The sequence below is a fragment of the Pseudomonas bharatica CSV86 genome (assembly GCF_000319305.2).
In the GTDB taxonomy this organism is placed as follows: domain Bacteria; phylum Pseudomonadota; class Gammaproteobacteria; order Pseudomonadales; family Pseudomonadaceae; genus Aquipseudomonas; species Aquipseudomonas bharatica.
Genome location: NZ_AMWJ02000002.1, coordinates 1,072,620 through 1,095,025 on the forward strand (window position 1 = coordinate 1,072,620; position 22,406 = coordinate 1,095,025).

A 22,406-nucleotide genomic window follows, 5' to 3' on the forward strand; every position below is an offset into this window, starting at 1 on the left:
CGCAACACGGCCTTTCCAATGTCTGAAACCACCCGTCTCTCCAAACGCCTTATCGCCCAACTGGGTTGCTCCCGTCGCGAGGCCGAACTCTATATCGGCGGCGGCTGGGTCACCGTGGACGGCGAGGTCATCGACGAGCCGCAATTCCAGGTCGACCAGCAGGTCGTCGCCCTGCTGCCCGGCGCCAAGGCCGATGCACCCGAGCCGGTGACCCTGCTGCTGCACCAGGAAGCCGGGCAGACTGCCGAAAGCGCTCGCCTGGGCATGACCGCAGCCACTTTTTCACCCGCCCACAGCGAGGGCCGTCGCGTATTGCGCGGGCATTTCGCCCGCCTCAAATGCCTCGCCGAGCTGCAAGCCGGCGCAAGCGGCCTGCAGGTGTACACCCAGGACTGGCGCACCGAGCGCAAGATCACCTCCGACCTGCGCAAGCTGGAACAGGAATATGTGGTCGAGGTCAGCGGCGAGATCATCAAGCACGGCCTGGAGCGCCTGAACCGCGGCTTTGAGTGGAAAGGCCATGAACTGCCTCCGGTCAAGGCCAGCTGGCAGAACGAAACCCGCCTGCGCCTGGCGCTGAAGAACCCAGCAGCCGGCTTGATCGACCTGCTGTGCCGCAGCGTCGGCCTGCAGGTGGTCGGCATGCGCCGCATCCGCCTTGGCGGCGTGGCCATGGGCAAGCTGCCCGCCGGTCAATGGCGCTACCTGGAAAGCAAGGAAAAATTCTGAGCTACGCCGTACTGGCGAGGCTCCCGAACAGGACTCCATACATGATCCACAATGACGTACTGCGCAGCCTGCGCTACATGCTGGATATCACCGACACCAAGATGGCGCAGATCGCCCGCAGCAATGGCTTCAAGCTGAGCGACGCAGACATGGCCAGCTACCTGAAGAAAGAGGATGACAAGGACTTCGTGCACTGCCCGGACGAAGCCATGGCGCACTTCCTTGATGGCCTGGTGATCTTCCGCCGCGGTCGCGATGAAAGCCGTCCGCTCCCGCCGATCGAGCTGCCGGTCAGCAACAACACCATCCTCAAGAAGCTGCGGGTAGCCTTCGAACTCAAGGACGACGATATCCTCGCCCTGCTCAAGGCGGTGAACTTCCCGGTATCCAAGACCGAATTGAGCGCGCTGTTCCGCAAGGTCGGGCATGACAACTTCCGTCCTTGCGGCGACCAGTTGCTGCGCAATTTCCTCAAGGGTCTGAGCCAACGGATCCGTGGCTGATACGAAGATGGACTATAAGGTCTCGCCGGTCGGTTTCATGCGCTCCTGCTTCAAGGAGAAGTTCGCCATACCGCGTCAGCCGCAACTGGCGCCAGCGGCCCGTGGCGTGCTGGAGCTGGTGCCGCCGTTCGATACCGGCGAGGCTGTGGCCGGGCTGGAGCAGTGCAGCCACGTTTGGCTGCTGTTCCTGTTCCACCAGGCGCTGGAGGACAAGCCGCGCTTGAAGGTTCGCCCTCCCCGCCTCGGCGGCAATGCATCCATGGGCGTGTTCGCGACCCGGGCGACGCATCGTCCGAACGGCATCGGGCAATCAGTGGTCACGCTGGAGAAGGTCGAGCCAGGACGGCTGCTGCTGTCGGGCATCGACTTGCTGGACGGTACGCCCGTTCTCGATATCAAGCCCTATGTGCCCTACGCCGACAGCATCGCCGGGGCGAGCAACGGCATGGCCAGCGCTCCGCCTGCGGCGATCGCCGTGGAATGGAGTGATGAGGCGCTGGTACAGGCGCATGAGCATGCACAACGGCTGGCCGAGCCGCTGGTGGCGTTGATCGAGCAGTGCCTGGCCCAGGATCCGCGGCCGGCCTATCAGGTGCCGCCGCCGGAACGAGTGTATGGGGTGAAATTCTGGGATGTGCAGGTCAGGTGGCACTATCCGGAGCCGGAGAGGATCAGGGTGCTGGAAGTGGTGGCTGATCCTGTATAGATGTTTTGAGCAGCGCTGCCGAACCCTGTGGGAGCTGGCTTGCCAACGATGGGGCCCGAAAGCACACCACATAAATCCCAGACAAAAAAAAGCGCAGGCCAAGGCCTGCGCTTTTTTATATCAGCTTACTTCTCGACGAAAGCACGCTCGATCAGGTAGTCACCTGGCTCACGCATGCGCGGCGAGATCTTCAGGCCGAAGCTGTCCAGCACTTCGCTGGTCTCGTCGAGCATGCTCGGGCTACCGCAGATCATCGCGCGGTCGTCCTGAGGGTTGATCGGCGGCAGGCCGATGTCGCTGAACAGCTTGCCGCTGCGCATCAGGTCGGTCAGGCGTCCTTGGTTCTCGAAGGGCTCGCGGGTCACGGTCGGGTAGTAGATCAGCTTTTCACGCAGCGCTTCGCCGAAGAACTCGTTCTGCGGCAGGTGCTCGGTGATGAACTCGCGGTAGGCGACTTCGTTCACGTAGCGAACGCCGTGGACCAGGATGACTTTCTCGAAACGCTCGTAGGTTTCCGGGTCCTGGATGACGCTCATGAAGGGCGCCAGGCCGGTGCCGGTGCTGAGCAAGTACAGGTGCTTGCCCGGATTCAGGTCGTCGAGGACCAGGGTACCGGTAGGCTTCTTGCTGATGATGATCTCGTCGCCTTCCTTCAGGTGCTGCAGCTGGGAAGTGAGCGGACCGTCGGGCACCTTGATGCTGAAGAACTCCAGGTGCTCTTCCCAGTTCGGGCTGGCGATGGAGTAAGCACGCATGAGCGGGCGGCCGTTGGGCTGTTGCAGGCCGATCATCACGAACTGACCGTTCTCGAAGCGCAGGCCCGGGTCGCGGGTGCACTTGAAGCTGAACAGGGTGTCATTCCAGTGGTGAACACTGAGGACACGTTCGTGGTTCATGTTGCTCATGTTAAGGGGGCTCCTGAGAAAAACGCAGCGCTAAAACCGAGAGCGCGATTGCGCGATAGTTTAATGCGGAGGACAATATCTGTTAAATGAATTATCAAGATATGTCTTATCGGTTATATAGATATGCGATTTACCCTACGTCAGCTTCAGGTCTTCGTCGCCGTCGCGCAACACCAGAGCGTTTCACGTGCCGCCAGCGTGCTGGCGTTGTCGCAATCGGCAGCCAGCACTTCCATTACCGAGCTTGAACGGCAATCCAGTTGCCAGCTCTTCGACCGCGCCGGAAAACGCTTGAGCCTCAATGCCCTGGGCCATCAACTACTGCCCCAGGCGGTGGCACTGCTGGACCAGGCCAAGGAAATCGAGGACCTGCTCAACGGCAAGTCCGGTTTCGGCTCACTGGCGGTCGGCGCGACCCTGACCATCGGCAATTACCTGGCGACCCTGCTGATCGGCAGCTTCATGCAGGTACACCCGGAAAGCCAGGTCAAGCTGCACGTGCAGAACACTGCACATATCGTGCAACAGGTGGCTCACTACGAAATTGATCTGGGTCTAATCGAAGGCGACTGCAACCATCCGGACCTGGAAGTACAGCCTTGGGTGGCGGATGAGCTGATCGTCTTCTGCGCCCCACAGCACCCCTTGGCCAAGCGCGGCAGCGCCAGCCTCGACGAACTGACCCGAGAGGCGTGGATCCTTCGCGAGGAAGGCTCCGGTACCCGCCTGACCTTCGACCAGGCCATGCGCCACCACCGTTCGGAACTGAATATCCGCCTTGAGCTGGAACATACCGAGGCGATCAAGCGCGCGGTGGAGTCCGGGCTGGGCATCGGCTGCATTTCCCGCCTGGCCCTGCGCGATGCTTTCCGCCGCGGCAGCCTGGTACCGGTGCAAACCCCGGAACTGGACCTGGCGCGGCAGTTCTTCTTTATCTGGCACAAGCAGAAGTACCAGACCTCGGCGATGAGGGAATTCCTGGAGCTGTGCAGGAGCTTTACCGCTGGGGTGAGTCGGAGCGATGAGATCGTGCTGCCCAGTATCGCCTAGGCTCTGTACGGAAAAACTAGAGCAGGATCACGCCCCACACCAGCCCGACCATGGTCAGCGCCACGAACTGGGCGGCGCTGCCCATGTCCTTGGCGTTCTTCGACAATGGATGGCGATCGAGGGAAATACGGTCGATCGCCGCCTCTACTGCGGAGTTGAGCAGCTCGACGATCAGGCCCAGGAGGCACACCGCGATCAGGATGGCCCGCTCGGCACGACTGACATCCAGCCAGAATGCCAACGGCACCAGGATTACATTGAGCAGCACCAGCTGGCGGAAGGCCGCCTCGCCAGAGAACGCCGCACGCAGGCCATCGAGGGAGTAGCCCGCCGCATTGAAAACACGTTTGAAACCGGTCTGACCTTTGAAGGGCGACATAGAAGAACCACTTCCGACTGTGGAAAGCGCTGCAGACTAGTGCACCGCGAGTCAAAAAACCGTGAAGGTCGTTAATCAGCTGGAGGAAACCGACTCCAGTTGCTGCAACAGCAGTGCGGCCTGGGTCCGTGTGCGCACACCCAGCTTGCGGAAGATGGCCGTGACGTGGGCCTTGATGGTCGCCTCGGAGACATTCAGCTCATAGGCGATCTGCTTGTTCAGCAACCCTTCGCAAACCATGGTCAGGACGCGGAATTGCTGCGGCGTCAGGCTGGCCAGGCCTTCGCTGGCAGCCTTGGCCTCGGCGGAGACATCGACCTTCTCGAAGGCCTGCGGCGGCCACCAGACCTCGCCATCGAGCACCTTGCGCACAGCATCCTGGATGTCCTCCAGCGGGCTGGACTTGGGAATGAAACCACTGGCGCCGAATTCCCGGGACTTGACGACGACCGCCGCTTCTTCCTGGGCCGAAACCATCACCACCGGAATCTGCGGATACTGCCCGCGCAGCAGCACCAGACCGGAGAACCCATAGGCACCGGGCATGTTCAGGTCAAGCAGGACCAGGTCCCAATCGGATTTTTCGGCGAGACGGGTTTCCAGTTCGGCGATGCTGGCGGCCTCCACCAGACGCACGTCAGGGCCGAGCCCCAGGGTCACGGCCTGGCGCAGGGCGCTGCGGAAAAGCGGGTGGTCATCGGCAATCAGGATTTCGTAGGTGGCCATCGATCTAATGAACCTGTTCTGTGCTGGATCCGGAAGTTTCATCATTATGAAGCAAAGTGCAACATTTGCCCCTTGGACTATAGGAAGGGCCTAAGGCGCTGATGGACAGCATCGTCGATGTCCAGCGGCAGGCGGAACTTGGCCCCCAGGTAGTGAGCACTGAAAACATCGAGGTAGGCATCCAGTGCCTGCGCGGCATCCTGGTCGCCGGCCAGCTCCAGGCACATCGCCGCCACTTCTGCGGTACAGAAATGGTCGTCGCGCTTCGAGCGGCGCAGACGGTATCGGGAGATCTGCTCGGGCTCCAGGCTCAGCACCGGGAAACGGTCCAGGTAAGGACTCTTGCGGAACATCTTGCGTGCCTCGGTCCAGGTCGCATCCAGCAGGATGAACAACGGCCGCTTGCCCGGCTGCGGACGCACCTCGGTGACCACGCGCGACGACTCGACGAACTCACCCGGGAACACGATATAGGGTTGCCAGTCGGGCTTTTCGAGCAGGGCGAGCAATTGTTGGTCCACCATCGTACGCTGCCAGCCGAAGGCGCTGGTATCGTCGATTACGTCGGCAATAAGCCAACCGGTGTTGGTTGGCTTGAGTGGCTCGGTGTCATGCATCAGCAGGCACATCGCCGACGCCGCCGCGACCCGTGGGCGCCATGCGCACAGGCAATAATCGAAGATAACCCGGCAATCAGGACAACGCGGAGCGCGGGAACCACGGGCGACAAAGGGTTTGATACTGAGGGCCAGGCGCTCGGCGCGCAGGCGTGAGACAGCGTGGCTCATGAAGACATTCGACGAGAAAGGATAACGACAGGCAACGGCAAGCGCTCGGACGGGCGGAATCGGCGGGAGTTTACGGCACAAAGCTTTACCGTGCAGGGAAATCTCCGACTCCACTATAATCCCGGGCTTATTGATGGTTGCGAATGACTGCGCTCGTGACGGAACACGACGTGCGGATGCGGGTCAAAGCGCCAGTTACCGAATCTGGAGAAGTGAATGCTGCGTTTCATCGCCCCCACCCTGAGCCTGCTGCTGGTCCTGCCGATCGCCGCCAATGCCGCGTCCAAGCAGGAATATGAACTGAGCCAGATGCTCGAGAAAGTCGCGCGGGACAGTAGCGTCGGAACCCCACGCGCCATCAACGAAGACATCCTCGACCAGGGTTACACCGTCCAGGGCCCGCAACTGATCAACCATTTGAGCGTCCGCCCCAGCCACGCCGAGCAGATGCGCGCCAATCCGGACAAGGTACGTGACCAGTTGGGCGCCAGTGTCTGTACCAACAATGGCTATCGCCAGTTGCTGGCACGAGGGGCTGTATTGACTTACCAGTTCACCGAATACAAGACCAACCGTCCGGTGGCCGTGGAGAACTTCAACGCGCAAAGCTGCGGCATCAACGGCAAGAAGAAGTAACTACATCAATTGACTGCTTTCGCGCCGTTGTTCCTCATCGGCGCGCAACTCCGCGACCAGCGCCTGCAGATAGCGTGAACGGCGCTCGCCGCCTTCCAGCCGGCGCAGGCATTCCTCTTCGAACGTCAGGTTGTTGGCCCGGGCGGCATTTTGCAAAAGCCGGAACAGCTGGCTATCGACCTCCAGACTGATACGTTGCATTGGCAGCCTCCCTGAGCCGCATATCGCCAAGGTTCAGTTAACCAGAGCGTTCGAAATATTGGATCCGATCTGACGAGCGGCGCATGTGGTTGCCGAGAGAAACACGACGACGATCTGTCATGACCTCATGCGTACATGGGCGATGGAGCGCAAACACATGGTAGGGTCTAGATTGATTACAAACATCTTTCCAATACCGGACAGACACAGGAGGCTGTCCGCGCCCGGTCCGTGCCGCGACAAAATCCCGAAAAAGAGAACACAAAGGGATAGGTCATTGCTGCAAAAAGGAGACGTTTGATGCCTTATCTACCCAACGAGCTGCTTGCCAGCCACTTCAGGAACCAGGGAATCGACCTGGACCACATCGACCGGCAACTGAGCCTGGTCGCCGCCGACAGCCCCAACCTGCCGCTTTACCGGGACATGATGCTCACCGTGCTGCGCATGGCCCACGACGACAGCAACCGCTGGAACGCCAAGATCACCCTCCAGGCCCTGCGTGAACTCGACCACGCATTCCGGGTGATGGAACAGTACAAGGGACGCCGCAAGGTCACCGTATTCGGCTCGGCCCGCACCCCGGTCGAACACCCCATGTACGCCCTGGCCCGGGAGCTGGGCGCGACTCTGGCCCACTCGGGGCTGATGGTAATTACCGGCGCCGGGGGCGGCATCATGGCCGCTGCGCACGAAGGCGCCGGCGTGGACAACAGTCTGGGCTTCAATATCACCCTGCCTTTCGAGCAGCACGCCAATGCGACGGTGGACGGCACGGACAAGCTGCTGCCGTTCCATTTCTTCTTTATTCGCAAACTGTTCTTCGTCAAGGAAGCCGATGCACTGGTACTGTGTCCAGGCGGGTTCGGCACCCTGGACGAAGCACTGGAAGTGTTGACCCTGATCCAGACCGGTAAAAGCCCGCTGGTGCCGGTAGTATTGCTGGATGCGCCCGGCGGCAGTTTCTGGGAGGACGCGCTGGCCTTCATCAAGCGACAACTGGAAGAGAACCGCTACATCCTGCCCACCGACATGAAACTGGTACGTCTGGTCAACAGCGCCGAAGAGGCGGTCGCCGAGATCAACCAGTTCTACGCCAACTATCACTCCAGTCGCTGGCTGAAAAACCAGTTCGTGATTCGTATGCAGCACCCCCTGAGCGAAGCGGCACTGCTGGACATGCAGGAGAGCTTTGCCGACCTGCGCCTGAACGGGGATTTCAGTCAGCACGGCTATACAGGGCCGGAACAGGACGAGGCCGGTTTCAGCCATTTGCACCGTTTGGTATTTGCGTTCAACGGACGCGATCAGGGCCGTTTGCGGGAACTGGTGGACTTCATCAACCTGCCGGAAAACCGTGAATCCCAGCCATCCATGCCTGCCGCACAGCGCACACGGCAACCATCCAGGGTCACCTGAGCGCTATCAATCGTCGAAGCTTCGGCCGCTGAGCAGGCGGCCGACCCTCTCCATGGAAAAACCGCGATAGACCAGGAAGCGGGTCTGTCTGGCCCGCTCGCGTGGGTCACCCGGCAAATGGCCGGAAAACTTGCGCTGCCAGAGATCAACCAGTTGTACCTGCCAATCAATGTCGGCGTCACGCAATGCCTGCTCGACATCCCCACGTGGCAGCCCGCGCTGAGTCAGCTCCTCGCGAATACGCGACGGTCCATAGCCCGAACGCGCGCGTGAGCTGATATAGCTTTCCAGATAACGGGTTTCACTCAGCAGCCCCTCGTCCGCCAGGCGGTCGAGTTCGTGCTCGATCATCTCAGGAGAGGCGCCGCGCTGACGCAATTTGCGCGTCAGCTCGGCTCGACCGTGCTCGCGGCGTGCGAGCAGGTCCATGGCTGTCCGCCTGACGGCGACGGGGGTGTCGAGTACAACGGACATGCGCGGGCTCAGAAGTCGGCGTCAGCGTCGGCCATGTCTTCCGCAGATTCGTTTTCTGCAGCGGCTTTGCCGGCAGCATCGACGGCACCCGGGTTCAGCAGTTTTTCGCGGATCTGCTTCTCGAGGGTCTCGGCGATTTCCGGGTTCTCGGCAAGGAACTTGGCCGAGTTGGCCTTGCCCTGGCCGATCTTGCTGCCCTGGTAGCTGTACCAGGCGCCGGATTTCTCCAGCAGACCGTGCAGCACGCCCAGGTCGATGATCTCGCCGTTGCGGTAAATGCCCTTGCCGTAGAGGATCTGGAACTCGGCCTGACGGAACGGAGGCGCGACCTTGTTCTTGACGATCTTGACGCGGGTTTCACTGCCGACCACTTCGTCACCTTCCTTCACCGCGCCGGTACGACGGATGTCCAGGCGCACCGAGGCGTAGAACTTCAAGGCGTTACCACCGGTGGTGGTTTCCGGGCTACCGAACATCACACCGATCTTCATGCGGATCTGGTTGATGAAGATGACCAGGCAGTTGGCGTTCTTGATGTTGCCGGTGATCTTGCGCAGGGCCTGGGACATCAGGCGGGCCTGCAGGCCTACGTGCATGTCGCCCATCTCGCCTTCGATCTCGGCCTTCGGCACCAGGGCCGCAACGGAGTCGACGATGATCACGTCGACGGCGTTGGAGCGCACCAGCATGTCGGTGATTTCCAGGGCCTGCTCACCGGTGTCCGGCTGCGAGACCAGCAGGTCGTCGACATTGACGCCCAGCTTGCCGGCGTATTCCGGGTCCAGCGCGTGCTCGGCATCGACGAAGGCGCAGGTGGCGCCGGCTTTCTGGGCCTGGGCGATGACCGAGAGGGTCATGGTGGTTTTACCGGACGATTCCGGACCGTAGATCTCGACGATACGGCCTTTTGGCAGGCCGCCGATGCCGAGGGCGATGTCCAGGCCCAGGGAGCCGGTGGAAATGGCCGGGATCGCCTGACGTTCATGGTCGCCCATGCGCATGACCGCGCCTTTACCGAATTGACGTTCGATTTGACCCAGGGCCGCAGCCAAGGCACGCTTCTTGTTGTCGTCCATTGAAGTCCTCACGTAATCGATAGGGCCTGACGGCCAGAAACAACTGTATAAGTAGCCAGTATTATTCCACAGGGTTTTGTTTCCGCCTACCCCCGATTCGTGAATTACTCCGCACCAAGCTGTAACAAGCCCTCTAGCGCGGCGATTACCGTTTGTCGGCGCACGCTTTCGCGATCGCCGTCGAAGTGCCGGCGCTCGCTGCTGACGTGCTCGCCGTCGGCCCAGGCCAGCCATACCGTGCCCACCGGCTTGGCGGCTGAGCCACCGTCGGGCCCGGCCACGCCGCTGACCGCCACGGCGAACCGCGCGCCGCTGGCAGCACGGGCGCCGCGGACCATGGCCTCGACTACCTCCTGGCTGACCGCGCCGACCTGGTCGAAAAGCGCTTCCGGCACCTGCAACTGACGGGTCTTCTGCGCATTGGAATAGGTCACGTAGCCCGCCTCGAACCAGGCCGAACTGCCGGGCACGCGGGTGATGGCCTCGGCGATGCCGCCACCGGTGCAGGACTCCGCGGTGGTGACCTGGGCATTGAAATGACGCAGACGTCCGCCCAGGCGGATGGAAAGAACGGTGATCGGGTCCATGGCAAGCTCCTTGGGAAAACCGCCCTACCCTACACCACTCAGAAGGCCAGTGCGCGTACGTAGGCCTGGCAGGCATGCAGGGCGATCAATCCTTCGTCGCCGTCGGCGGTGATGGCGATAATTCGTTGAGCATGCGCCGGGTCAAGTCGGGCTCGCGAGGAGCCATGAACCAGGCTGCCGGCGGGGTGGTGGCAGGCACAATGGTGGAGTCGGTGTCGCTGGCGAGGAGGACTGACAACCGCAGATCAGCAGTAGCCAGGCGGTCGCGCAGGCGCGCCTGAGTCTGTCGGGCATCGATAAGCTCCCGGGAATGGATCTGGTCAGCGGACTGGATGCGTTGTTCGAGGGCCAGGCGGCGGCCCTGCTCATCCTGCAATCGTGCGGCAAAGGCCTCGGCCTGTTGCCGACGCTCGTCGGCGTATTCGTTTTCGCGCACGGCCATGGCCCGCTCATGACGCCAGGCCTGGACCTGCCAGGTCAGCGCGCAGGCCGCCAGCACCAACAGCGCCAGCGCGATCAGGCGTGCGCCGTTCAACACAGCACCTCCCGCGCCCGAACCCAGAGCTTGAGGCGATCCTCCAGCCCGTTGAGCCCGCCATTGATGTGCCGGGTGATGCGATTGAACTCGCCAAGATCGGCCAATCGATTGAGCCCGCGCGAATGCCAGAACCAGGCGGCAGACTCCGTCGCCCACTGGGGTTCCTCAAGCATCTGCGGACGCGCCAGCAGGCGCTCGTCCTGGAACAGCGCCATGCTGCAGGCACGGTAGTTGTTGCGTCCGGTGATCTGGATCAGGCCGCGGCCGCAGTACAGTTGGCCATCGCCATCGGCCTCGGGGGTGTTACCCAGGCGCAGGGCCAGGGTGCCGGTGTCGTAGCGCGCCAGGTACTGGTCCTGGCCCAGTTCCTTCACGTAGCGCAGTTGCCCCGACTCGTGACCGATCTGGGCGAGAAAGGCGGCCATGCGGCGTGGTGTGTCGATGGACCAGTGCGCCATGGCAGCATTCAATGGCGCAACGAAAACGCCCGCTGAGGTGCGGGCGTTGGGATAGATGCGGAACAGCTCGGATTCTGTCAGGTTCATTTGGGCTCCTTGCTCTGCGTAACCTTGAGCGGCTTGCTCTGCCGGGTCTTTTGGCTTTTCGCCGTGGACTTGCCCTGGTTGGTGCCGTTGCATTGCACGGTGGTGTCCCAACCCGAAACGGTGAAGGTCTGGGTTACCGTGTCGATCAGGTAATCGCCATCCAGCCCATCCTTGAAACCCTGCACCCGCAGCATGCGCTCGGCAAACAGGTCGGTGCGTCCGGCCATTTCCAGGGACACCGTGGCGGTACTGCGCTTGAAGGCCTCCATGCGGGCCTTGGCTGCCTGTTCCGCGGCGCTTCTGTTCGGATAGATATGCCGCTCGGTAAAGACCGCACCGACATCATCGGGCTTGTCTTCGTTTTCCACCCGGACGGCCTGCTGCTGGCCGCTGGCCGGATCCTGGTAATGGGTCTGGGCCGCCTTGTACGTAGCCCGGTCCTTCAACTGGAACTTCCAGCGGCGCACATCATGCAGCGCTACCCCGACCACCCCGAGGTCCTTGCCACTGGCGCTCTTGCCAGCCTGGCGGGGCAACACCAACAGCGCACCGTCGGCGATCTTGGCGGTACAACCGTATTGCTGCGCGATGCGGGTAATAAAGTTGAAATCCGATTCCTTGACCTGTTCGACCCGAGGAATGGCGGTGATCACCGGGCACTGTGGCTGCCAGCCATTGCGCGCGGCGATGTCGCGGACAATCTGCTGCAGCGTCCTGTTCTCCCAGCTACCACTGCGAATGGTCTTGCCGGTCCCGCGCATATCCGCTGCCTTGCCGCGGATTTCCATGGTCTGGGCCGGTCCGCTGAGATCGATCTGATCCACCGTATAGCGCCCCAGCCGTGTCAGCTCCTGACCGGAATAGCCGAGGTAGACTTCCAGTTGCGCTCCCCGCGCCGGCAGGGCCAGGGCACTGTCACGATCATCGAGCCTAAGCTCGAAGTCATCGGACTCCATCCCCGTCTTGTCGGTAGTGCGCAGGAGCAGGACACGGTCGTTGATCAGCGCCGTTATGTCCTCGCCGTCGGCGATGATGCGAAACACAGGTTGCATGTTCAGGCTCCCGAAAAAAGCAGACCCCGCACGAGGCGGGGTCTGACACTGCAAATGGCTCAATCCCACAGCATGAGCATGGAGTCGCTGGCGCCGGACAACACCGGCAGCCTGATCAGCACGCCAGCGCGAAACGGCTGGGCTTCGTCGGCCAGGCCCTGGTTGGCTGCCAGCACCGCCTCGACACTGCCGCGCAGATGCCCGTAGTAGTGCTGGCACAGGGTATCGAGCAGATCCCCTTCAGAGGTTCGGCATATCGTCGCCATAGCTCACGAACTCCAATGTGAAAGCTTGCTTGCCCGGATGCCGCCTGCCAGGAGGCTGTCCTGGGTTTCGGTCACGCTGACCAGGCACCAGTTGCCGAGGATCTCCCCGTAGCCGGTGGCAAGACTGAAGGGTTTCAGTTGCTGGCCGATGCTGCGCAGGCGCTCAAGTTGACCGAGCCCGCCCTTGAAGGAAGGAAAGATCGCGCCGTCCAGGGTGATCTTGTCATCCCCCATGGCCACGGCCTGCTGCGCCTTGCTGCGCGACAGGCGATCCTGACCGGCCCAGTTGAACGCCTTGGTGCGCTTGAACTGGCTGAACGCTGCGGTATCAAGGTTGAAGTAAAAAGCTTCCGCGCCGTTTTCCAGCGGTTGCAGAACCAGCAGGTGTGGAAAGGGCTTGACCGCTTCTTCCGCCGGCGTCGTCCGGGGCGCGAAAGCGCCGGTCGGCAGGATCGCGCCCAGCGACGGGCTGATCTTGCCGGCAACCCGGTTGATCGCTGCGGCGGCCTTGCCGGCTTGCTCGGAGAAACTCTCCAGCCGGCCCTCGACCTCGCTTATGACACTGACCGCCCGGTTGTACGTCGCCGCAACCGTCCCCACCGTCGATTGCGCCACCTCGATGGCGCGCAGGGTGCGTTGCAGCTTCTTGCCGATGATTTCGCCCACGAAGGGCAGGTTTTCCAGCTCGGTAGCGGCACCGGTGATATCGCTGACGGCGCCATTCAAGGGCCCCAGCATTTCATCGGCACTGCGCCGCCCGGCCTCGCCCGCCGCTACCAGTGAGCGCAGGCTGGATTGCATCGATTCCATGTAAGCCATGATTTCTCCTCAGGCGACAAAGGTGACGGCAGGTGTGTCCCAGATATGCCCGCCGCTATTGGCCTGCGCGGCGTAGCCGTTGAACAGGCGCTGGATCTCCGGCTGCAGGACCCGAACCAGTTCGGCAGGGTCGGTCACGCTGCCCTGGATATTGATGGCAATGGTGGGCGACACCGCAAAATGCTGCGGCGTGCTGGTAGTGATCGACACGGGCGCGGGAGCAGTGGGCGCCGGCAAGCCGGCGGCCGACGGAACGGCTTCGCCCAAGGAGCGGACCACGTCACCGGTTTTCAGAGGCAAGGGAGGTCGCTCACCTGCCGGTTGGCCAATCGCCGGATTGGGGCTGTCGATCCTCGCGCCCCGGAACGGGATGACCGGTGCCAAAGGACGAACGCCCTGCCCCGGATCACCCGTTTCGCCGGGCGTCTTGAGCAACAGGGCAGCCGCCTCGGGTGCCTTGACGACCGTCAGCAACTTGCCGGCATCCGCCCCGGGCAGTTCCGCCAGGGGAGGCCTGGCGCCAGACGCATCCGGCCTGGCCTCGTCGCCCCAGAGTTCATTGACCTTGCGCCCCGCAACCTTTCCGAGCTCGCCACCGATGTAACCACCGGCCAGCGCCCCGACAGGCCCGAGGAACGCCCCAAGCAGGCCCCGGCCAATGCCCCCGCGGCCTGACCATAGCCTTCGGCTTTTTCCCGACCGGTTTCGGCGTTCTGGTAAGTATTGATCGCCATGACCGCGCTACCTGCTACCGCCAGGGCACCGCCCAAGAGTTTTGGCACAAGCGGAACCTTGGAAGGGCGCGGAACTTCTGGCAGAAGCGTCCCGACCTTGGTCACAGCCTGCCCGACACGCGCGCGCCACCCGGGCGCGCCGGGTGCCGGCTTGAAGATCGTTGCAGCCGCCTCCGCCAGCACCTTGCCGCGCGGTCCCGCGACCGTCCGTACCGCATCCAGCAAGGCCTTGCCCTTGGCCAGCACGGCGAACGAGGTCACCAAAGCGGCCCCCCTACCACGACCCCGCCAAGCACGGTTACCACCCCGCCCAACTGCTCGACCACCATGCCCAGGATGTTGGCGCCGGTGGTCATCAGGGAGGTCCATTGCGAGTAGAGCGGTGCCAGGGCATCGCCTACCGCAACCGAGACCCCGTCGTAGGCGGATTGCTGCGCCTTGCCTTGCCACTCGAGCGTTTGACGGCGGTCCGCCAGATCATTTTCGATGTAGTTCGGGGTCGGCCCCTTGGCGCTCGACGGCATGAACGCCTGGCCGTACCGGCCCATGTCGGCCGCGGAATTGCCTCTCTCGCGCTGGTACTCGAGAAAGAGCGCTTTGGAATTGCTGACGATGTCGTTGTAGTTCCCGGTCTTGCCCGATTCCTGTTGAAGAATCGCCGAGAGACGAATGGCGTCCTGCGGATCTCCTCCTACTTGCGGAAGCAGCCGCGTGATCGCCTCGGCTGTCTGGGAAATGCCAAGCGATCCGGCGCCAGCCTGGCCGACAAGGGTATTGAGCAGGCGTTCGAGCCCATCGCTGCCCTGCCCCGGGGAAAGGGTACGAAACAGTCCGGCAGTCACGCCTTCGCTTACCTGCTGGCCATCGCTGAACCTGGCGGCAAGACGCCCCTCCGGCACCAGCGCGTTGAGACCCATGCCGGCATCGAACATGCCCAGGAGCTGGCTGGCAGCTTCGGTTTTGCTCAGGCTGGTGCCATAGGTCATCCTGCCGATCTGCGCCTCGATCCTTGCCCTCTGTGCCTCTCGCTGCGCGGGATCCTTCTCTCCCTGGATCACCAGCTTGCTGACGATGCCCTCGTAGGTGGCGAAACGATCCACAGCACCGTCCGCCGACTGCAGGACGGTTCGGGATGCATCGTTAACCCGCTCCTGCGCATCCTCCCTGCCGGATGACTGCCCGGCAGCCGGAAAACGCACGGCCCCCATGGCCTTGCCCAGCTCCTCGTAGGATTTGGTCAACCTGGGCAAGGTCTCCAGTTGGGTGGACAACCTCTTGCCGATCTCCCCCAGGGAGGCCTGCCATTTCTGCGCCGACTCCGCCGCCGCGTCGTTGGTCATCCTCAAGGCCGAGGCAAGCGGTAACGCCTGCTCGGTGGCGCGCCTCAGGGCCTCGCCGATGCGCAATGCCAACGACTCGATCCGCACCACCTGGGCCTCGACCAGGTCGAAGACCTGGCCAAGGACAGGTTCGACGGCACCTCCTATGTTTATCTGGACTTTCAGTTCGCCCGCCATATGTCCTCCATGCGCGCAAACCGGCTCACTCGGTGAGCCACCAGACCATGTCGGAATACGACATGGTCATGATCTCGGTGGCAGAGAAATTCAGCTCCCTGGCGAGCCGCTTCGCTGCCGCTTTCTGACGCGAGGGATCAAAGCTCGTCGTCCTGCACCAGGCGAAAATAGCCGGCCTGCAGACGGCTGTAGTCCTTCAGGGCCAGGCCTTCCAGATCCTTGACAGCGACTTCGGCGAGGGAGGCGAACAGGTTCAGCTCCCGGGTTTCGTCGTCGGCACCGCCCGATTGCGCGGCGCGCAGGTCACGCACCGTGGGCGCCCGCAGCGACAGGCTGTCGACCTGAATGCCGTTGGCCTCGGTGGCGCGGCTCAACTTCACCACCACGCTGTCCGCGCTGACGGTCAGCCAGGCGGGTACCTTCGTTGCTTGCTTCATACGAGCTTGTCCTTGTGTCAGAGGCCGAGGGCGGTACGCTGGGCGGCGAGCTGGTCAACGCCGTTGACCACGCGCTTCATGCCCAGCGGGTCGATCTCGTACAGCAGCCGGCCATCGATCTCCAGCTTGTAGTAGGTCAGGGACACGACGTGATTGGTCTCCGGCTTTTCCGAGGTTTTCCAGTCGCCCATCTCGACCTCCTTGAGCATGCCGCGCAGGGTCACCACCACCGGCGTGATCGCCCCTTTCAGGCCCTTGAATGCTCCACGGAACGTGCCGTTGAATGCCGAGCTGTCGGCCAGGCCGAAGAACTTCAGCGCTTCACGGCGAACGCCGGTGGTCTTGAAGCTCGCGCTCAGCGCCTCCATGCCCTGGTCGATCTCGATCGCGGTATCCATGCCACCGACACGGTGGCTCTCGACCTTGATGGCGAGCTTGGGCAGGGTCAGGCTAGTGACGTCGCCCTGGAAGCTGACGCCATCGACGAACAGGTTCAGGTTCGCCAGGGTTTGCGGAATCATTGCCATCTGTTGTTTCTCCTTAAGCGTTTTGGTCGAGGACTTCGGTCAACCACTGGTTGGTGACCTCGACGCGGAAGTTGGGGTTTTCGGCAGGCGGTACGTCGGTGAAGCGGATGTTCCAGTAGACCTTGCCCTGCTCCAGCTGGCTGGCGGTGTTCAGGTCCGGGTCGGCGTAGACCTCGAAATTGATGATCGCGCCCTGGGCCTTCAGGTCGCGCATGAAGTTCTCCAGGCCCTCGGTCACGTCCTTGACGTAGGTCGCGGTGATCGAGCGGTCCACCGCCCACTTGTGGCCGTAGAGGATCGCGTCCATGACGATGTCCATGGTCCGCACGCGGGTGACGAAGGCCCATTTCGGATCGCTGGACAGGGTGCGATTGCCCCACAGGCGGAAGCCGTCGTCGCGGATGATGGTGGTGATGTTGGCGTTGTTCAGCAGGTTGGCCCGGCAGCTTTCATCACCGTCGAGGAACTCCACGGCACGGGTGGTACCGGTGATGCCGACGAACTCCTTGTTCGACGGCGAAGCCCAGAAGCCGTACTCGTTGTCGGTCCAGGCGAACAGACCGGCGACCCAGGCCGAGGCCGGTGCATCGATGGTGGCGTCGGCGCCGGTGTCCCAGTACTGCACGCCCGGATCGACCATGAACGCGCGCTTGGCGCCGAAGTTTTCCGCATAGGCCAGGGCGGCCTCGTCGGTGGTGCCCGGACCGTCGATGATGGCCAGGCCGCGCAGCTTGTCGGCCAAGGCCACCAGGGCGGTGCCGACGGCTTGTGTGGCGCTGTGTTTCGGGGTTACCAGCAGGCGTGGCTGGGCGTTGAAACGGCTCTTGCCGTCGAGCAGCGCCTGCAGGCCGGTGCGCTTGCCGTTCGCCTCGACGCCGCCGATGATCGCCGAGGTCTGCTCGGCGGCGTCGCTCAGCCTGGCCACGCCGCAAGCGACGATGACTGCCTTGGCCCGGGCAAAGACGGCCTGGCAGGACTTGGTGATGGCGGCATCGGCACCGAACGCAGCCACAGCTTCACGCTCGCTGGTGATCAACACCAGGTCGTTGGCCTTGGCCGTGGCGGTCGGGCCCTCGGTGAAGGTGTCGACCAGGCCGATGATGGAAGAAGACGGCAACGCGATGCTGCGCGCACCGGTGTCGACGTTGGTTACGGTGACGCCGTGGAAGAATCCACTCATAGGTATTTCTCCAGATGTGAGAAGGCCCCGTCGGTGCGGGGCCTTCGAAAGGGTACTGCAGACAAGAAAATGCCCCGGTGGTACGGGGCATCAGTGAATTTGGGAAGTGATCCAGGGCGGAGCCGCCGGGCGACTCGACGCAGCAGGAAACTCCAGCGACTGCGGCCAATCGCGCAGCGCTTGCAAATAATCCAGCAACTCGGCGTATTGCTCCGCAGTCAGGCTGGTCCGCCGCTCAAGCTGCAATTCATCACGATGCCGGTCTCGAAGCCAACTGACACGGTTGATCTGCTGATCCCGCCAAATCCGCTCGTGCTGCTCATTCTCCTCCTGGGTCGGTACGGGTTCGACATAGGGGGTGCTGCCTGCACCCTCCTCCAGGGCACGAGTTATCCGGGCATGTACCTCCGGCGTTTCAGCCTGCGTCGCGTGAAACGGGCAACCATTCAACGTCAGAATGAAACTGCCATCTTGCTTGACCTGAATACCCGAAAAATCATGCCGCGGATCGTTTTCCACAGCGGTTTCTGGTGCTGACTGCTCTTGCATCACTGGATCCTCCAGGCAAAACCTACAGTGTTACTGTTGTATCCAACGACGGTACCACCAGCAGCAACACCCGACAGTGCACCAAGCGCCTGACCACTGCCGTTGTAGCCCACACAGTGATAAGCCCAGCTCCCCCCACTGGGTAATTGGCCCGAGCCGTTCAACGTCACCCATTGCCCTGACGCGGGTTTCAAGAATGTCGCTGAGGTATGAGCTGCCGCACCATTCGAATAGAGCGTGCCTGCGTTGAGTGCCTGCAATGCACCACTGCCATTGAGCAAGTGGAGCGAAGGGTCCTGATTCTTATGAACCAGACTGATCGATGTCGAACCACAGGCCAGTGTCATCATGGCCTGGGTCGAAGCACTGGTGCCTGGGTTGTTCAGCGCAAGACAAGGGTTGCCCAAAACCTGATTGGGCAAGTTGATGGAAATTGCGCCATCTACAGCACCGCCTGACTTATTGAACTTGGTGGCCAGCTGATTGCTGACGGTGGTAGAGAAATTGGCATCATTGCCTAACGCCGCTGCCAGCTTGTTGAGGGTATCAAGCGTCGCAGGTGATGAGGCGACAAGGGCGGTGATGGCATCGGTAACGAACTTGGTGTTCGCCGCCTGATCGGTCGCCGTGCCGGTCGTGGCATTGGGCACTCGCGGCGTGCCGGTGAAGACAGGGCTGGCCAGGTTCGCCTTGGTCGCTGGATCGAAATTGGCTTCCGTCCAGATCCGGCGGAAAGTGCCCGCTCCCTGATAAACCGTACGAGCGTAAAACTCCTCCTTGCCATTGAGCGCCCCAAGGAAATCAACGCTTTGCTCACCGCCGCCCCAGGTAACATGGGTACCCACGGCATAGGTGACTCCTGCAGGTCGGTCCTCGGTAGCCGGGCCCGTCGAAATGAAACGGGTTTCGGGAATTGCGCTGATACGTCCTTGCACCGCATCTGGTCTGGAAAGAAGGCCCCACCATATTTGGGCATCGCATCTGTGATGCCGTAACCACTGAGTGTCGTGGATTTGTCAGCCTTGCCGTCCGGATTGAAGTTACCTTCGTGCCACAGCTTCTGCCAGGTACCGATACCCTGAGAGTCGACACGGCGGAAGCCAACCCAGTCCCTGTTCATACCCGCTAGCATTTCGAAGCTGTAGTTATTCTCCGGGTACTTGATGTGGAAGCCAGTACCATAGTCGAGCGCGGCCGGGGCATCGGTCGTTTCAGGCCCGACGCTGACAAACTGGGAAGCGGGCAATGCCGCCAGTGGCCCGGTGACGAGCTTTGCCGTAGACATCCAGCCACCAGCATCCTTTGGCATGGCATCGGTGATGCCATAACCGCTCAGCGTGGTGGATTTGTCGGCCTTGCTGCCTGGATTGAAGTTGCCATCATGCCAGAACGCACGCCACGCTCCTGGAGTGCCATCGGAAAGGACATGCCTGGCACCGTACCAATCGGATGTAATGCTACCTACGAAGTCGACAGCATACTGTTCCGCCGGATACTTGATGTGCACACCGACCCCATATGGAATGGCCGTCGGCTTATCAACTGCAAGGTTTGCAACACTGATGAATTGCGTTGAATCCAGATCACTGATTTTTCCTCGCACGAAATTCGGCGAGGACAGGACCCCGCCCGCCCTTTCGGTAGCGCATCCGTAATGCCATATCCGGCCAGGGTCGTGGGATTCGATCCTTGTAGAACGACGCCCCTCTCATTGACCTTGACCTGTGTATAGGTCCCGGCAGTCTTGTTGGGCGGCAGGATGGCCAGGATCGAACTGTCGACGTAATCCCGCGTCGCCAGCACCACGGCCGGGTCTATCTTGAGTTGCACATTGGCGGTACTGGTGACCATCAGGTTCAAGCGCACTACCTGGGTCTTGCCGGTGCCTTGCGCCAGCAGCGGCTTGTAGCTGGGCGCACAGTTGGCCACGGCGACCAGGTCACCGGCCGCATCGTAAAGGCCGATCTCGCGGATCCACCAGCCGCCGACGTCCGGCGGAATCACCTGCTCGGCGATGATGATGCTGGCATCCTTCGGGTCCACCGAAAGCTGGTTGAGTGGCGCCCGGCGACGCTCGTTGATCAGTTTTGTCTGGGTGCGCGAAGGCACCGGATCGGTATTGTTGGCGTCGCCCACGCCCATCTGGGCGAAGGTCCAGGGCACGCCCAAGGCGTTCGCGTTGGCCTGCTTGGCCTCCCCCACGGCGGTGAGGATCGCGAAGAACTGGCTGTTCTGGTCAGTCATGAGTAAACGTCCAGGGTTTCGATTTGATGGTCACGGCCGATGAAGCCGTGGTTGCCGCGTACCTCGATAACACGCGAGGTCGGCGGATAGATGTCGATGGCGTCGCCTTCGCTGAGGCCGATGCCGACGCGCAGCAGGCCTTTGCTATCGAGGGCGATGGCGAGGCCGGTCATGTGCCGGCTGACAGGCCGGGCGTCGTCGATCAGGTCCGTGAGCTGCTGATAGGTTTCTTCGCTGATGCCGTTGTCCGACACGCCGATTTTCAGGCTGAAGGTGCCCGGCGGCGCTGGCGGCACGGCCTTGAACCATTCGACGATTTCGATCAGGTAACCGAAGGGTTCCACGACCCGGCGCAACGCTCCGACAGTGCCCTTGCGGGCATGCACGTCGAACGAACCGCGGATCACTGCACGCTTGACTGCCTCCGGCCAGGCCTCGTCCCACCGATCTACCGACCAGGCAAGTGCCAATTGATGAAGCAGGTGCGGCGGACAGGTGTCGGGGTTGTACAGCGTTCGCAAGGGAATGTCGGCGGCATCCAGCGAGGCAGCCTCGACGGCCCGCTCCAGCAAGGTACTGTTGAGCGGCAAGAGACTGACCATGTCAACCTCCCAGCCGGATGTCGAAGCCGGTGCACCAGGCTGCCTGGGTCTTGTTCGGGCTCAGGTCGGTCCAGTTCGTCAGCTCGACCCGGGCAACTCCACTGATATGCAGTTGCGCGTCGATCGCGGAGCGAGGCACCTCGACCCCCAGGCGCCCACGGGGATTGATCCAGGCCTGCAGGCGACGTCTGCATTCGACCAGCGTTGCCTCGGTCTCCGGGCCACTGCCGCTCATATGCAGAATGGCGTCGATCCGGTACGGCAGGATTTGCGCACTACGCACGATAAGCCGGTCAGCAACGGGGCGAACATTGTCGTCATTCAGGCGCGCGGTGACTTGTGCCAGCAGCTCCGGACTGGCCACACCTTCGCCTTCGAGACTGAGGACGGTAACTTCCACCACCGCCGGCGAAGGACTTTCCGCGGTTGCGTCAGCGACCAGCCCGGAAGCATTGCGGGCGTGCAGGATGTAGCTGTTGCGCGGCCCGGCAGTGGTCAAGCCCTCATATACCATCTGGATCCGCTCGCGCAGGGCGTCGTCCTCTTCCAGGACACGCTCGAGCGGCGGAGTCGCATTCGGATCCGCCTCCTGGACCACCAGACGTTGCAGTTGCACATTGGCAGCCAGTTGGTCCAGGTCGCTACCCTGCGCATACGCCAGCAGCAGTGCCTTGGCCGCATCATTCACCCGGGCCCGGTTGAGCAGGGTGCGATAGGCACCGACCTCCAACAGTTTGGTCACCGGGTCGCTTTCCAGTTGCGCGGTCCAGCTGTCGCCCATGTGCGCCCGAAAGGTCGCCAGGTCAGCCTGGAAGATGTCCTCGAAATCCAGGTCTTCCAGGACCTGCGGCGCGGGCAGCGCCGAAAGGTTCACGATGCTCATGCCGTCACCTCCAGGATCTGGCTGTCACCCAGGTATTGCCCGGTGAGCTGCAGGCTGATCTGTCCGTTCACCACTGCCGTCACCCGCACCCGTTCCAGCTTCAGGCGAGGCTCCCAGCGCACCAGCGACCTGGCTACTTCAGCCTGTACCGCGCTTTTCCAGCCTTCGTTCACAGGAAGGTCGACGAAGCGGCGCAGCTTGCTGCCGTAGTCGGGACGCATGCGCCGGCTGCCCAGCGGTGTGGTCAGGATGTCCTCGATGGACTGGCGCAGGTGGGCGAGACCGGAGAACGGTTGGCCAGAGCGGCGATCCATTCCGATCATGGCGCTACTCC

General features: G+C 62.2%; 28 protein-coding genes and 2 pseudogenes. 6 read left to right on the forward strand and 24 right to left on the reverse strand.

Features of this window, described 5'->3' with window-relative positions; all coding sequences use genetic code 11:
- Nucleotides 1–18: 18 nt before the first annotated feature.
- Genes CSV86_RS18750 through tsaA form a run of 3 tightly spaced genes read left to right on the forward strand, consistent with a single transcriptional unit; the run spans nucleotide 19 to nucleotide 1,938 of the window.
- Nucleotides 19–729, forward strand: a complete 711-nt coding sequence (locus CSV86_RS18750) for an rRNA pseudouridine synthase (protein ID WP_009395168.1) — start codon at nucleotides 19–21, stop codon at nucleotides 727–729.
- Nucleotides 730–770: 41 nt separating this feature from the next.
- The gene (locus tag CSV86_RS18755; RefSeq protein WP_009395169.1) at nucleotides 771–1,232 is read left to right on the forward strand and encodes a YehS family protein; all 462 of its coding nucleotides are present in this window, start codon (nucleotides 771–773) and stop codon (nucleotides 1,230–1,232) included.
- 7 nt (nucleotides 1,233–1,239) lie between these two features.
- Nucleotides 1,240–1,938, forward strand: coding sequence for a tRNA (N6-threonylcarbamoyladenosine(37)-N6)-methyltransferase TrmO (gene tsaA, locus CSV86_RS18760; RefSeq protein ID WP_009395170.1), 699 nt, complete (start codon nucleotides 1,240–1,242; stop codon nucleotides 1,936–1,938).
- Nucleotides 1,939–2,063: 125 nt separating this feature from the next.
- On the opposite strand, the gene fpr is transcribed toward tsaA, so the two are convergent.
- Nucleotides 2,064–2,843: a ferredoxin-NADP reductase gene (fpr, locus tag CSV86_RS18765; RefSeq protein WP_009395171.1), complete on the reverse strand. Its 780-nt coding sequence runs from the start codon at nucleotides 2,841–2,843 to the stop codon at nucleotides 2,064–2,066.
- Between the two features lie 123 nt (nucleotides 2,844–2,966).
- On the opposite strand from fpr, the gene CSV86_RS18770 reads away from it, so the two are divergent.
- A complete protein-coding gene (locus tag CSV86_RS18770; RefSeq protein WP_009395172.1) occupies nucleotides 2,967–3,893 on the forward strand; it encodes a LysR family transcriptional regulator in 927 nt (308 codons plus the stop codon).
- 16 nt (nucleotides 3,894–3,909) lie between these two features.
- Here the strand turns inward: CSV86_RS18770 and CSV86_RS18775 are convergent, their stop codons facing one another.
- From CSV86_RS18775 to CSV86_RS18785, 3 genes are all read right to left on the reverse strand, one after another.
- Nucleotides 3,910–4,272, reverse strand: coding sequence for a diacylglycerol kinase (locus CSV86_RS18775; RefSeq protein WP_009395173.1), 363 nt, complete (start codon nucleotides 4,270–4,272; stop codon nucleotides 3,910–3,912).
- 75 nt (nucleotides 4,273–4,347) lie between these two features.
- Nucleotides 4,348–4,998: a response regulator transcription factor ErdR gene (erdR, locus tag CSV86_RS18780; RefSeq protein ID WP_009395174.1), complete on the reverse strand. Its 651-nt coding sequence runs from the start codon at nucleotides 4,996–4,998 to the stop codon at nucleotides 4,348–4,350.
- Nucleotides 4,999–5,075: 77 nt separating this feature from the next.
- Nucleotides 5,076–5,786 (reverse strand): tRNA-uridine aminocarboxypropyltransferase, encoded by a 711-nt coding sequence (locus CSV86_RS18785; RefSeq protein WP_009395175.1) that lies wholly within the window; start codon nucleotides 5,784–5,786, stop codon nucleotides 5,076–5,078.
- A gap of 216 nt (nucleotides 5,787–6,002) precedes the next feature.
- On the opposite strand from CSV86_RS18785, the gene CSV86_RS18790 reads away from it, so the two are divergent.
- A complete protein-coding gene (locus CSV86_RS18790) occupies nucleotides 6,003–6,422 on the forward strand; it encodes a quorum-sensing-regulated virulence factor family protein (RefSeq protein WP_009395176.1) in 420 nt (139 codons plus the stop codon).
- Here CSV86_RS18790 and CSV86_RS18795 read toward each other — a convergent pair whose 3' ends face one another.
- Nucleotides 6,423–6,623: a hypothetical protein gene (locus CSV86_RS18795; RefSeq protein ID WP_009395177.1), complete on the reverse strand. Its 201-nt coding sequence runs from the start codon at nucleotides 6,621–6,623 to the stop codon at nucleotides 6,423–6,425.
- 300 nt (nucleotides 6,624–6,923) lie between these two features.
- Between CSV86_RS18795 and CSV86_RS18800 the strand changes: the two genes are divergently transcribed.
- Nucleotides 6,924–8,042 carry an LOG family protein gene (locus tag CSV86_RS18800; protein ID WP_009395178.1) on the forward strand — a complete coding sequence of 373 codons (1,119 nt, stop codon included), beginning with the start codon at nucleotides 6,924–6,926 and terminating at the stop codon, nucleotides 8,040–8,042.
- A 6-nt stretch (nucleotides 8,043–8,048) separates the two neighbouring features.
- Here the strand turns inward: CSV86_RS18800 and recX are convergent, their stop codons facing one another.
- From recX to CSV86_RS18895, 19 genes and pseudogenes are all read right to left on the reverse strand, one after another.
- Nucleotides 8,049–8,516, reverse strand: coding sequence for a recombination regulator RecX (recX, locus tag CSV86_RS18805; protein WP_009395180.1), 468 nt, complete (start codon nucleotides 8,514–8,516; stop codon nucleotides 8,049–8,051).
- Between the two features lie 8 nt (nucleotides 8,517–8,524).
- A complete protein-coding gene (gene recA, locus CSV86_RS18810) occupies nucleotides 8,525–9,592 on the reverse strand; it encodes a recombinase RecA (protein ID WP_009395182.1) in 1,068 nt (355 codons plus the stop codon).
- Nucleotides 9,593–9,696: 104 nt separating this feature from the next.
- Complete coding sequence (locus tag CSV86_RS18815) at nucleotides 9,697–10,179, reverse strand: CinA family protein (RefSeq protein WP_009395184.1); 483 nt, start codon at nucleotides 10,177–10,179, stop codon at nucleotides 9,697–9,699.
- Between the two features lie 38 nt (nucleotides 10,180–10,217).
- Nucleotides 10,218–10,714 (reverse strand): annotated as a pseudogene (locus CSV86_RS18820) (lysis system spanin subunit).
- On the reverse strand, nucleotides 10,711–11,262 hold the full coding sequence (locus tag CSV86_RS18825) for a glycoside hydrolase family 19 protein (RefSeq protein WP_009395188.1): 552 nt from the start codon (nucleotides 11,260–11,262) through the stop codon (nucleotides 10,711–10,713). Before CSV86_RS18825 ends, CSV86_RS18820 begins: the two are co-directional and overlap by 4 nt.
- Nucleotides 11,259–12,314 (reverse strand): phage late control D family protein, encoded by a 1,056-nt coding sequence (locus CSV86_RS18830; RefSeq protein ID WP_009395190.1) that lies wholly within the window; start codon nucleotides 12,312–12,314, stop codon nucleotides 11,259–11,261. Before CSV86_RS18830 ends, CSV86_RS18825 begins: the two co-directional genes overlap by 4 nt.
- Before the next feature lie 59 nt (nucleotides 12,315–12,373).
- Complete coding sequence (locus CSV86_RS18835; protein ID WP_009395192.1) at nucleotides 12,374–12,580, reverse strand: tail protein X; 207 nt, start codon at nucleotides 12,578–12,580, stop codon at nucleotides 12,374–12,376.
- Nucleotides 12,555–13,399 (reverse strand): annotated as a pseudogene (locus CSV86_RS18840) (phage tail protein). The gene CSV86_RS18835 and the pseudogene CSV86_RS18840 overlap by 26 nt, the downstream one beginning before the upstream one ends.
- 9 nt (nucleotides 13,400–13,408) lie before the next feature.
- Nucleotides 13,409–13,873, reverse strand: coding sequence for a hypothetical protein (locus CSV86_RS18845; protein ID WP_170394938.1), 465 nt, complete (start codon nucleotides 13,871–13,873; stop codon nucleotides 13,409–13,411).
- 517 nt (nucleotides 13,874–14,390) lie between these two features.
- Entirely contained in the window at nucleotides 14,391–15,650 is a 1,260-nt protein-coding gene (locus CSV86_RS18850; protein WP_170394941.1) for a hypothetical protein, read from the reverse strand.
- A gap of 137 nt (nucleotides 15,651–15,787) precedes the next feature.
- Nucleotides 15,788–16,087, reverse strand: coding sequence for a phage tail assembly protein (locus CSV86_RS18855; RefSeq protein WP_009395200.1), 300 nt, complete (start codon nucleotides 16,085–16,087; stop codon nucleotides 15,788–15,790).
- 17 nt (nucleotides 16,088–16,104) lie between these two features.
- Entirely contained in the window at nucleotides 16,105–16,614 is a 510-nt protein-coding gene (locus CSV86_RS18860; protein ID WP_037058725.1) for a phage major tail tube protein, read from the reverse strand.
- A gap of 13 nt (nucleotides 16,615–16,627) precedes the next feature.
- Entirely contained in the window at nucleotides 16,628–17,794 is a 1,167-nt protein-coding gene (locus CSV86_RS18865; RefSeq protein WP_009395204.1) for a phage tail sheath subtilisin-like domain-containing protein, read from the reverse strand.
- A 90-nt stretch (nucleotides 17,795–17,884) separates the two neighbouring features.
- On the reverse strand, nucleotides 17,885–18,343 hold the full coding sequence (locus CSV86_RS18870) for a phage tail assembly chaperone (protein WP_009395205.1): 459 nt from the start codon (nucleotides 18,341–18,343) through the stop codon (nucleotides 17,885–17,887).
- Entirely contained in the window at nucleotides 18,343–19,188 is an 846-nt protein-coding gene (locus CSV86_RS18875; protein WP_170394944.1) for a hypothetical protein, read from the reverse strand. The genes CSV86_RS18870 and CSV86_RS18875 overlap by 1 nt, the downstream gene beginning before the upstream one ends.
- A 616-nt stretch (nucleotides 19,189–19,804) precedes the next feature.
- Complete coding sequence (locus CSV86_RS18880; protein ID WP_376699762.1) at nucleotides 19,805–20,587, reverse strand: phage tail protein; 783 nt, start codon at nucleotides 20,585–20,587, stop codon at nucleotides 19,805–19,807.
- A complete protein-coding gene (locus CSV86_RS18885; protein WP_009395207.1) occupies nucleotides 20,584–21,189 on the reverse strand; it encodes a phage tail protein I in 606 nt (201 codons plus the stop codon). Before CSV86_RS18885 ends, CSV86_RS18880 begins: the two co-directional genes overlap by 4 nt.
- 1 nt (nucleotide 21,190) lies before the next feature.
- Nucleotides 21,191–22,072: a baseplate J/gp47 family protein gene (locus tag CSV86_RS18890; RefSeq protein WP_009395208.1), complete on the reverse strand. Its 882-nt coding sequence runs from the start codon at nucleotides 22,070–22,072 to the stop codon at nucleotides 21,191–21,193.
- The gene (locus CSV86_RS18895) at nucleotides 22,069–22,395 is read right to left on the reverse strand and encodes a GPW/gp25 family protein (RefSeq protein WP_009395209.1); all 327 of its coding nucleotides are present in this window, start codon (nucleotides 22,393–22,395) and stop codon (nucleotides 22,069–22,071) included. The genes CSV86_RS18890 and CSV86_RS18895 overlap by 4 nt, the downstream gene beginning before the upstream one ends.
- Between the last annotated feature and the right edge of the window lie 11 nt (nucleotides 22,396–22,406).

Excerpts from the sequence above, each read along its gene's own strand:
- CSV86_RS18880 (WP_376699762.1), bottom strand. The coding sequence starts at position 20,587 with ATGACTGACCAGAACAGCCAGTTCTTCGCGATCCTCACCGCCGTGGGG.
- CSV86_RS18815 (WP_009395184.1), bottom strand. The coding sequence starts at position 10,179 with ATGGACCCGATCACCGTTCTTTCCATCCGCCTGGGCGGACGTCTGCGT.
- CSV86_RS18885 (WP_009395207.1), bottom strand. The coding sequence starts at position 21,189 with ATGGTCAGTCTCTTGCCGCTCAACAGTACCTTGCTGGAGCGGGCCGTC.
- erdR (WP_009395174.1), bottom strand. The coding sequence starts at position 4,998 with ATGGCCACCTACGAAATCCTGATTGCCGATGACCACCCGCTTTTCCGC.
- CSV86_RS18870 (WP_009395205.1), bottom strand. The coding sequence starts at position 18,343 with ATGCAAGAGCAGTCAGCACCAGAAACCGCTGTGGAAAACGATCCGCGG.
- CSV86_RS18830 (WP_009395190.1), bottom strand. The coding sequence starts at position 12,314 with ATGCAACCTGTGTTTCGCATCATCGCCGACGGCGAGGACATAACGGCG.
- CSV86_RS18790 (WP_009395176.1), top strand. The coding sequence starts at position 6,003 with ATGCTGCGTTTCATCGCCCCCACCCTGAGCCTGCTGCTGGTCCTGCCG.
- tsaA (WP_009395170.1), top strand. The coding sequence starts at position 1,240 with ATGGACTATAAGGTCTCGCCGGTCGGTTTCATGCGCTCCTGCTTCAAG.
- fpr (WP_009395171.1), bottom strand. The coding sequence starts at position 2,843 with ATGAGCAACATGAACCACGAACGTGTCCTCAGTGTTCACCACTGGAAT.
- recX (WP_009395180.1), bottom strand. The coding sequence starts at position 8,516 with ATGTCCGTTGTACTCGACACCCCCGTCGCCGTCAGGCGGACAGCCATG.
- CSV86_RS18785 (WP_009395175.1), bottom strand. The coding sequence starts at position 5,786 with ATGAGCCACGCTGTCTCACGCCTGCGCGCCGAGCGCCTGGCCCTCAGT.
- CSV86_RS18825 (WP_009395188.1), bottom strand. The coding sequence starts at position 11,262 with ATGAACCTGACAGAATCCGAGCTGTTCCGCATCTATCCCAACGCCCGC.
- CSV86_RS18890 (WP_009395208.1), bottom strand. The coding sequence starts at position 22,072 with ATGAGCATCGTGAACCTTTCGGCGCTGCCCGCGCCGCAGGTCCTGGAA.
- CSV86_RS18755 (WP_009395169.1), top strand. The coding sequence starts at position 771 with ATGATCCACAATGACGTACTGCGCAGCCTGCGCTACATGCTGGATATC.
- CSV86_RS18850 (WP_170394941.1), bottom strand. The coding sequence starts at position 15,650 with ATGGCGGGCGAACTGAAAGTCCAGATAAACATAGGAGGTGCCGTCGAA.
- CSV86_RS18855 (WP_009395200.1), bottom strand. The coding sequence starts at position 16,087 with ATGAAGCAAGCAACGAAGGTACCCGCCTGGCTGACCGTCAGCGCGGAC.
- recA (WP_009395182.1), bottom strand. The coding sequence starts at position 9,592 with ATGGACGACAACAAGAAGCGTGCCTTGGCTGCGGCCCTGGGTCAAATC.
- CSV86_RS18800 (WP_009395178.1), top strand. The coding sequence starts at position 6,924 with ATGCCTTATCTACCCAACGAGCTGCTTGCCAGCCACTTCAGGAACCAG.
- CSV86_RS18895 (WP_009395209.1), bottom strand. The coding sequence starts at position 22,395 with ATGATCGGAATGGATCGCCGCTCTGGCCAACCGTTCTCCGGTCTCGCC.
- CSV86_RS18770 (WP_009395172.1), top strand. The coding sequence starts at position 2,967 with ATGCGATTTACCCTACGTCAGCTTCAGGTCTTCGTCGCCGTCGCGCAA.
- CSV86_RS18795 (WP_009395177.1), bottom strand. The coding sequence starts at position 6,623 with ATGCAACGTATCAGTCTGGAGGTCGATAGCCAGCTGTTCCGGCTTTTG.
- CSV86_RS18775 (WP_009395173.1), bottom strand. The coding sequence starts at position 4,272 with ATGTCGCCCTTCAAAGGTCAGACCGGTTTCAAACGTGTTTTCAATGCG.
- CSV86_RS18865 (WP_009395204.1), bottom strand. The coding sequence starts at position 17,794 with ATGAGTGGATTCTTCCACGGCGTCACCGTAACCAACGTCGACACCGGT.
- CSV86_RS18860 (WP_037058725.1), bottom strand. The coding sequence starts at position 16,614 with ATGGCAATGATTCCGCAAACCCTGGCGAACCTGAACCTGTTCGTCGAT.
- CSV86_RS18835 (WP_009395192.1), bottom strand. The coding sequence starts at position 12,580 with ATGGCGACGATATGCCGAACCTCTGAAGGGGATCTGCTCGATACCCTG.
- CSV86_RS18750 (WP_009395168.1), top strand. The coding sequence starts at position 19 with ATGTCTGAAACCACCCGTCTCTCCAAACGCCTTATCGCCCAACTGGGT.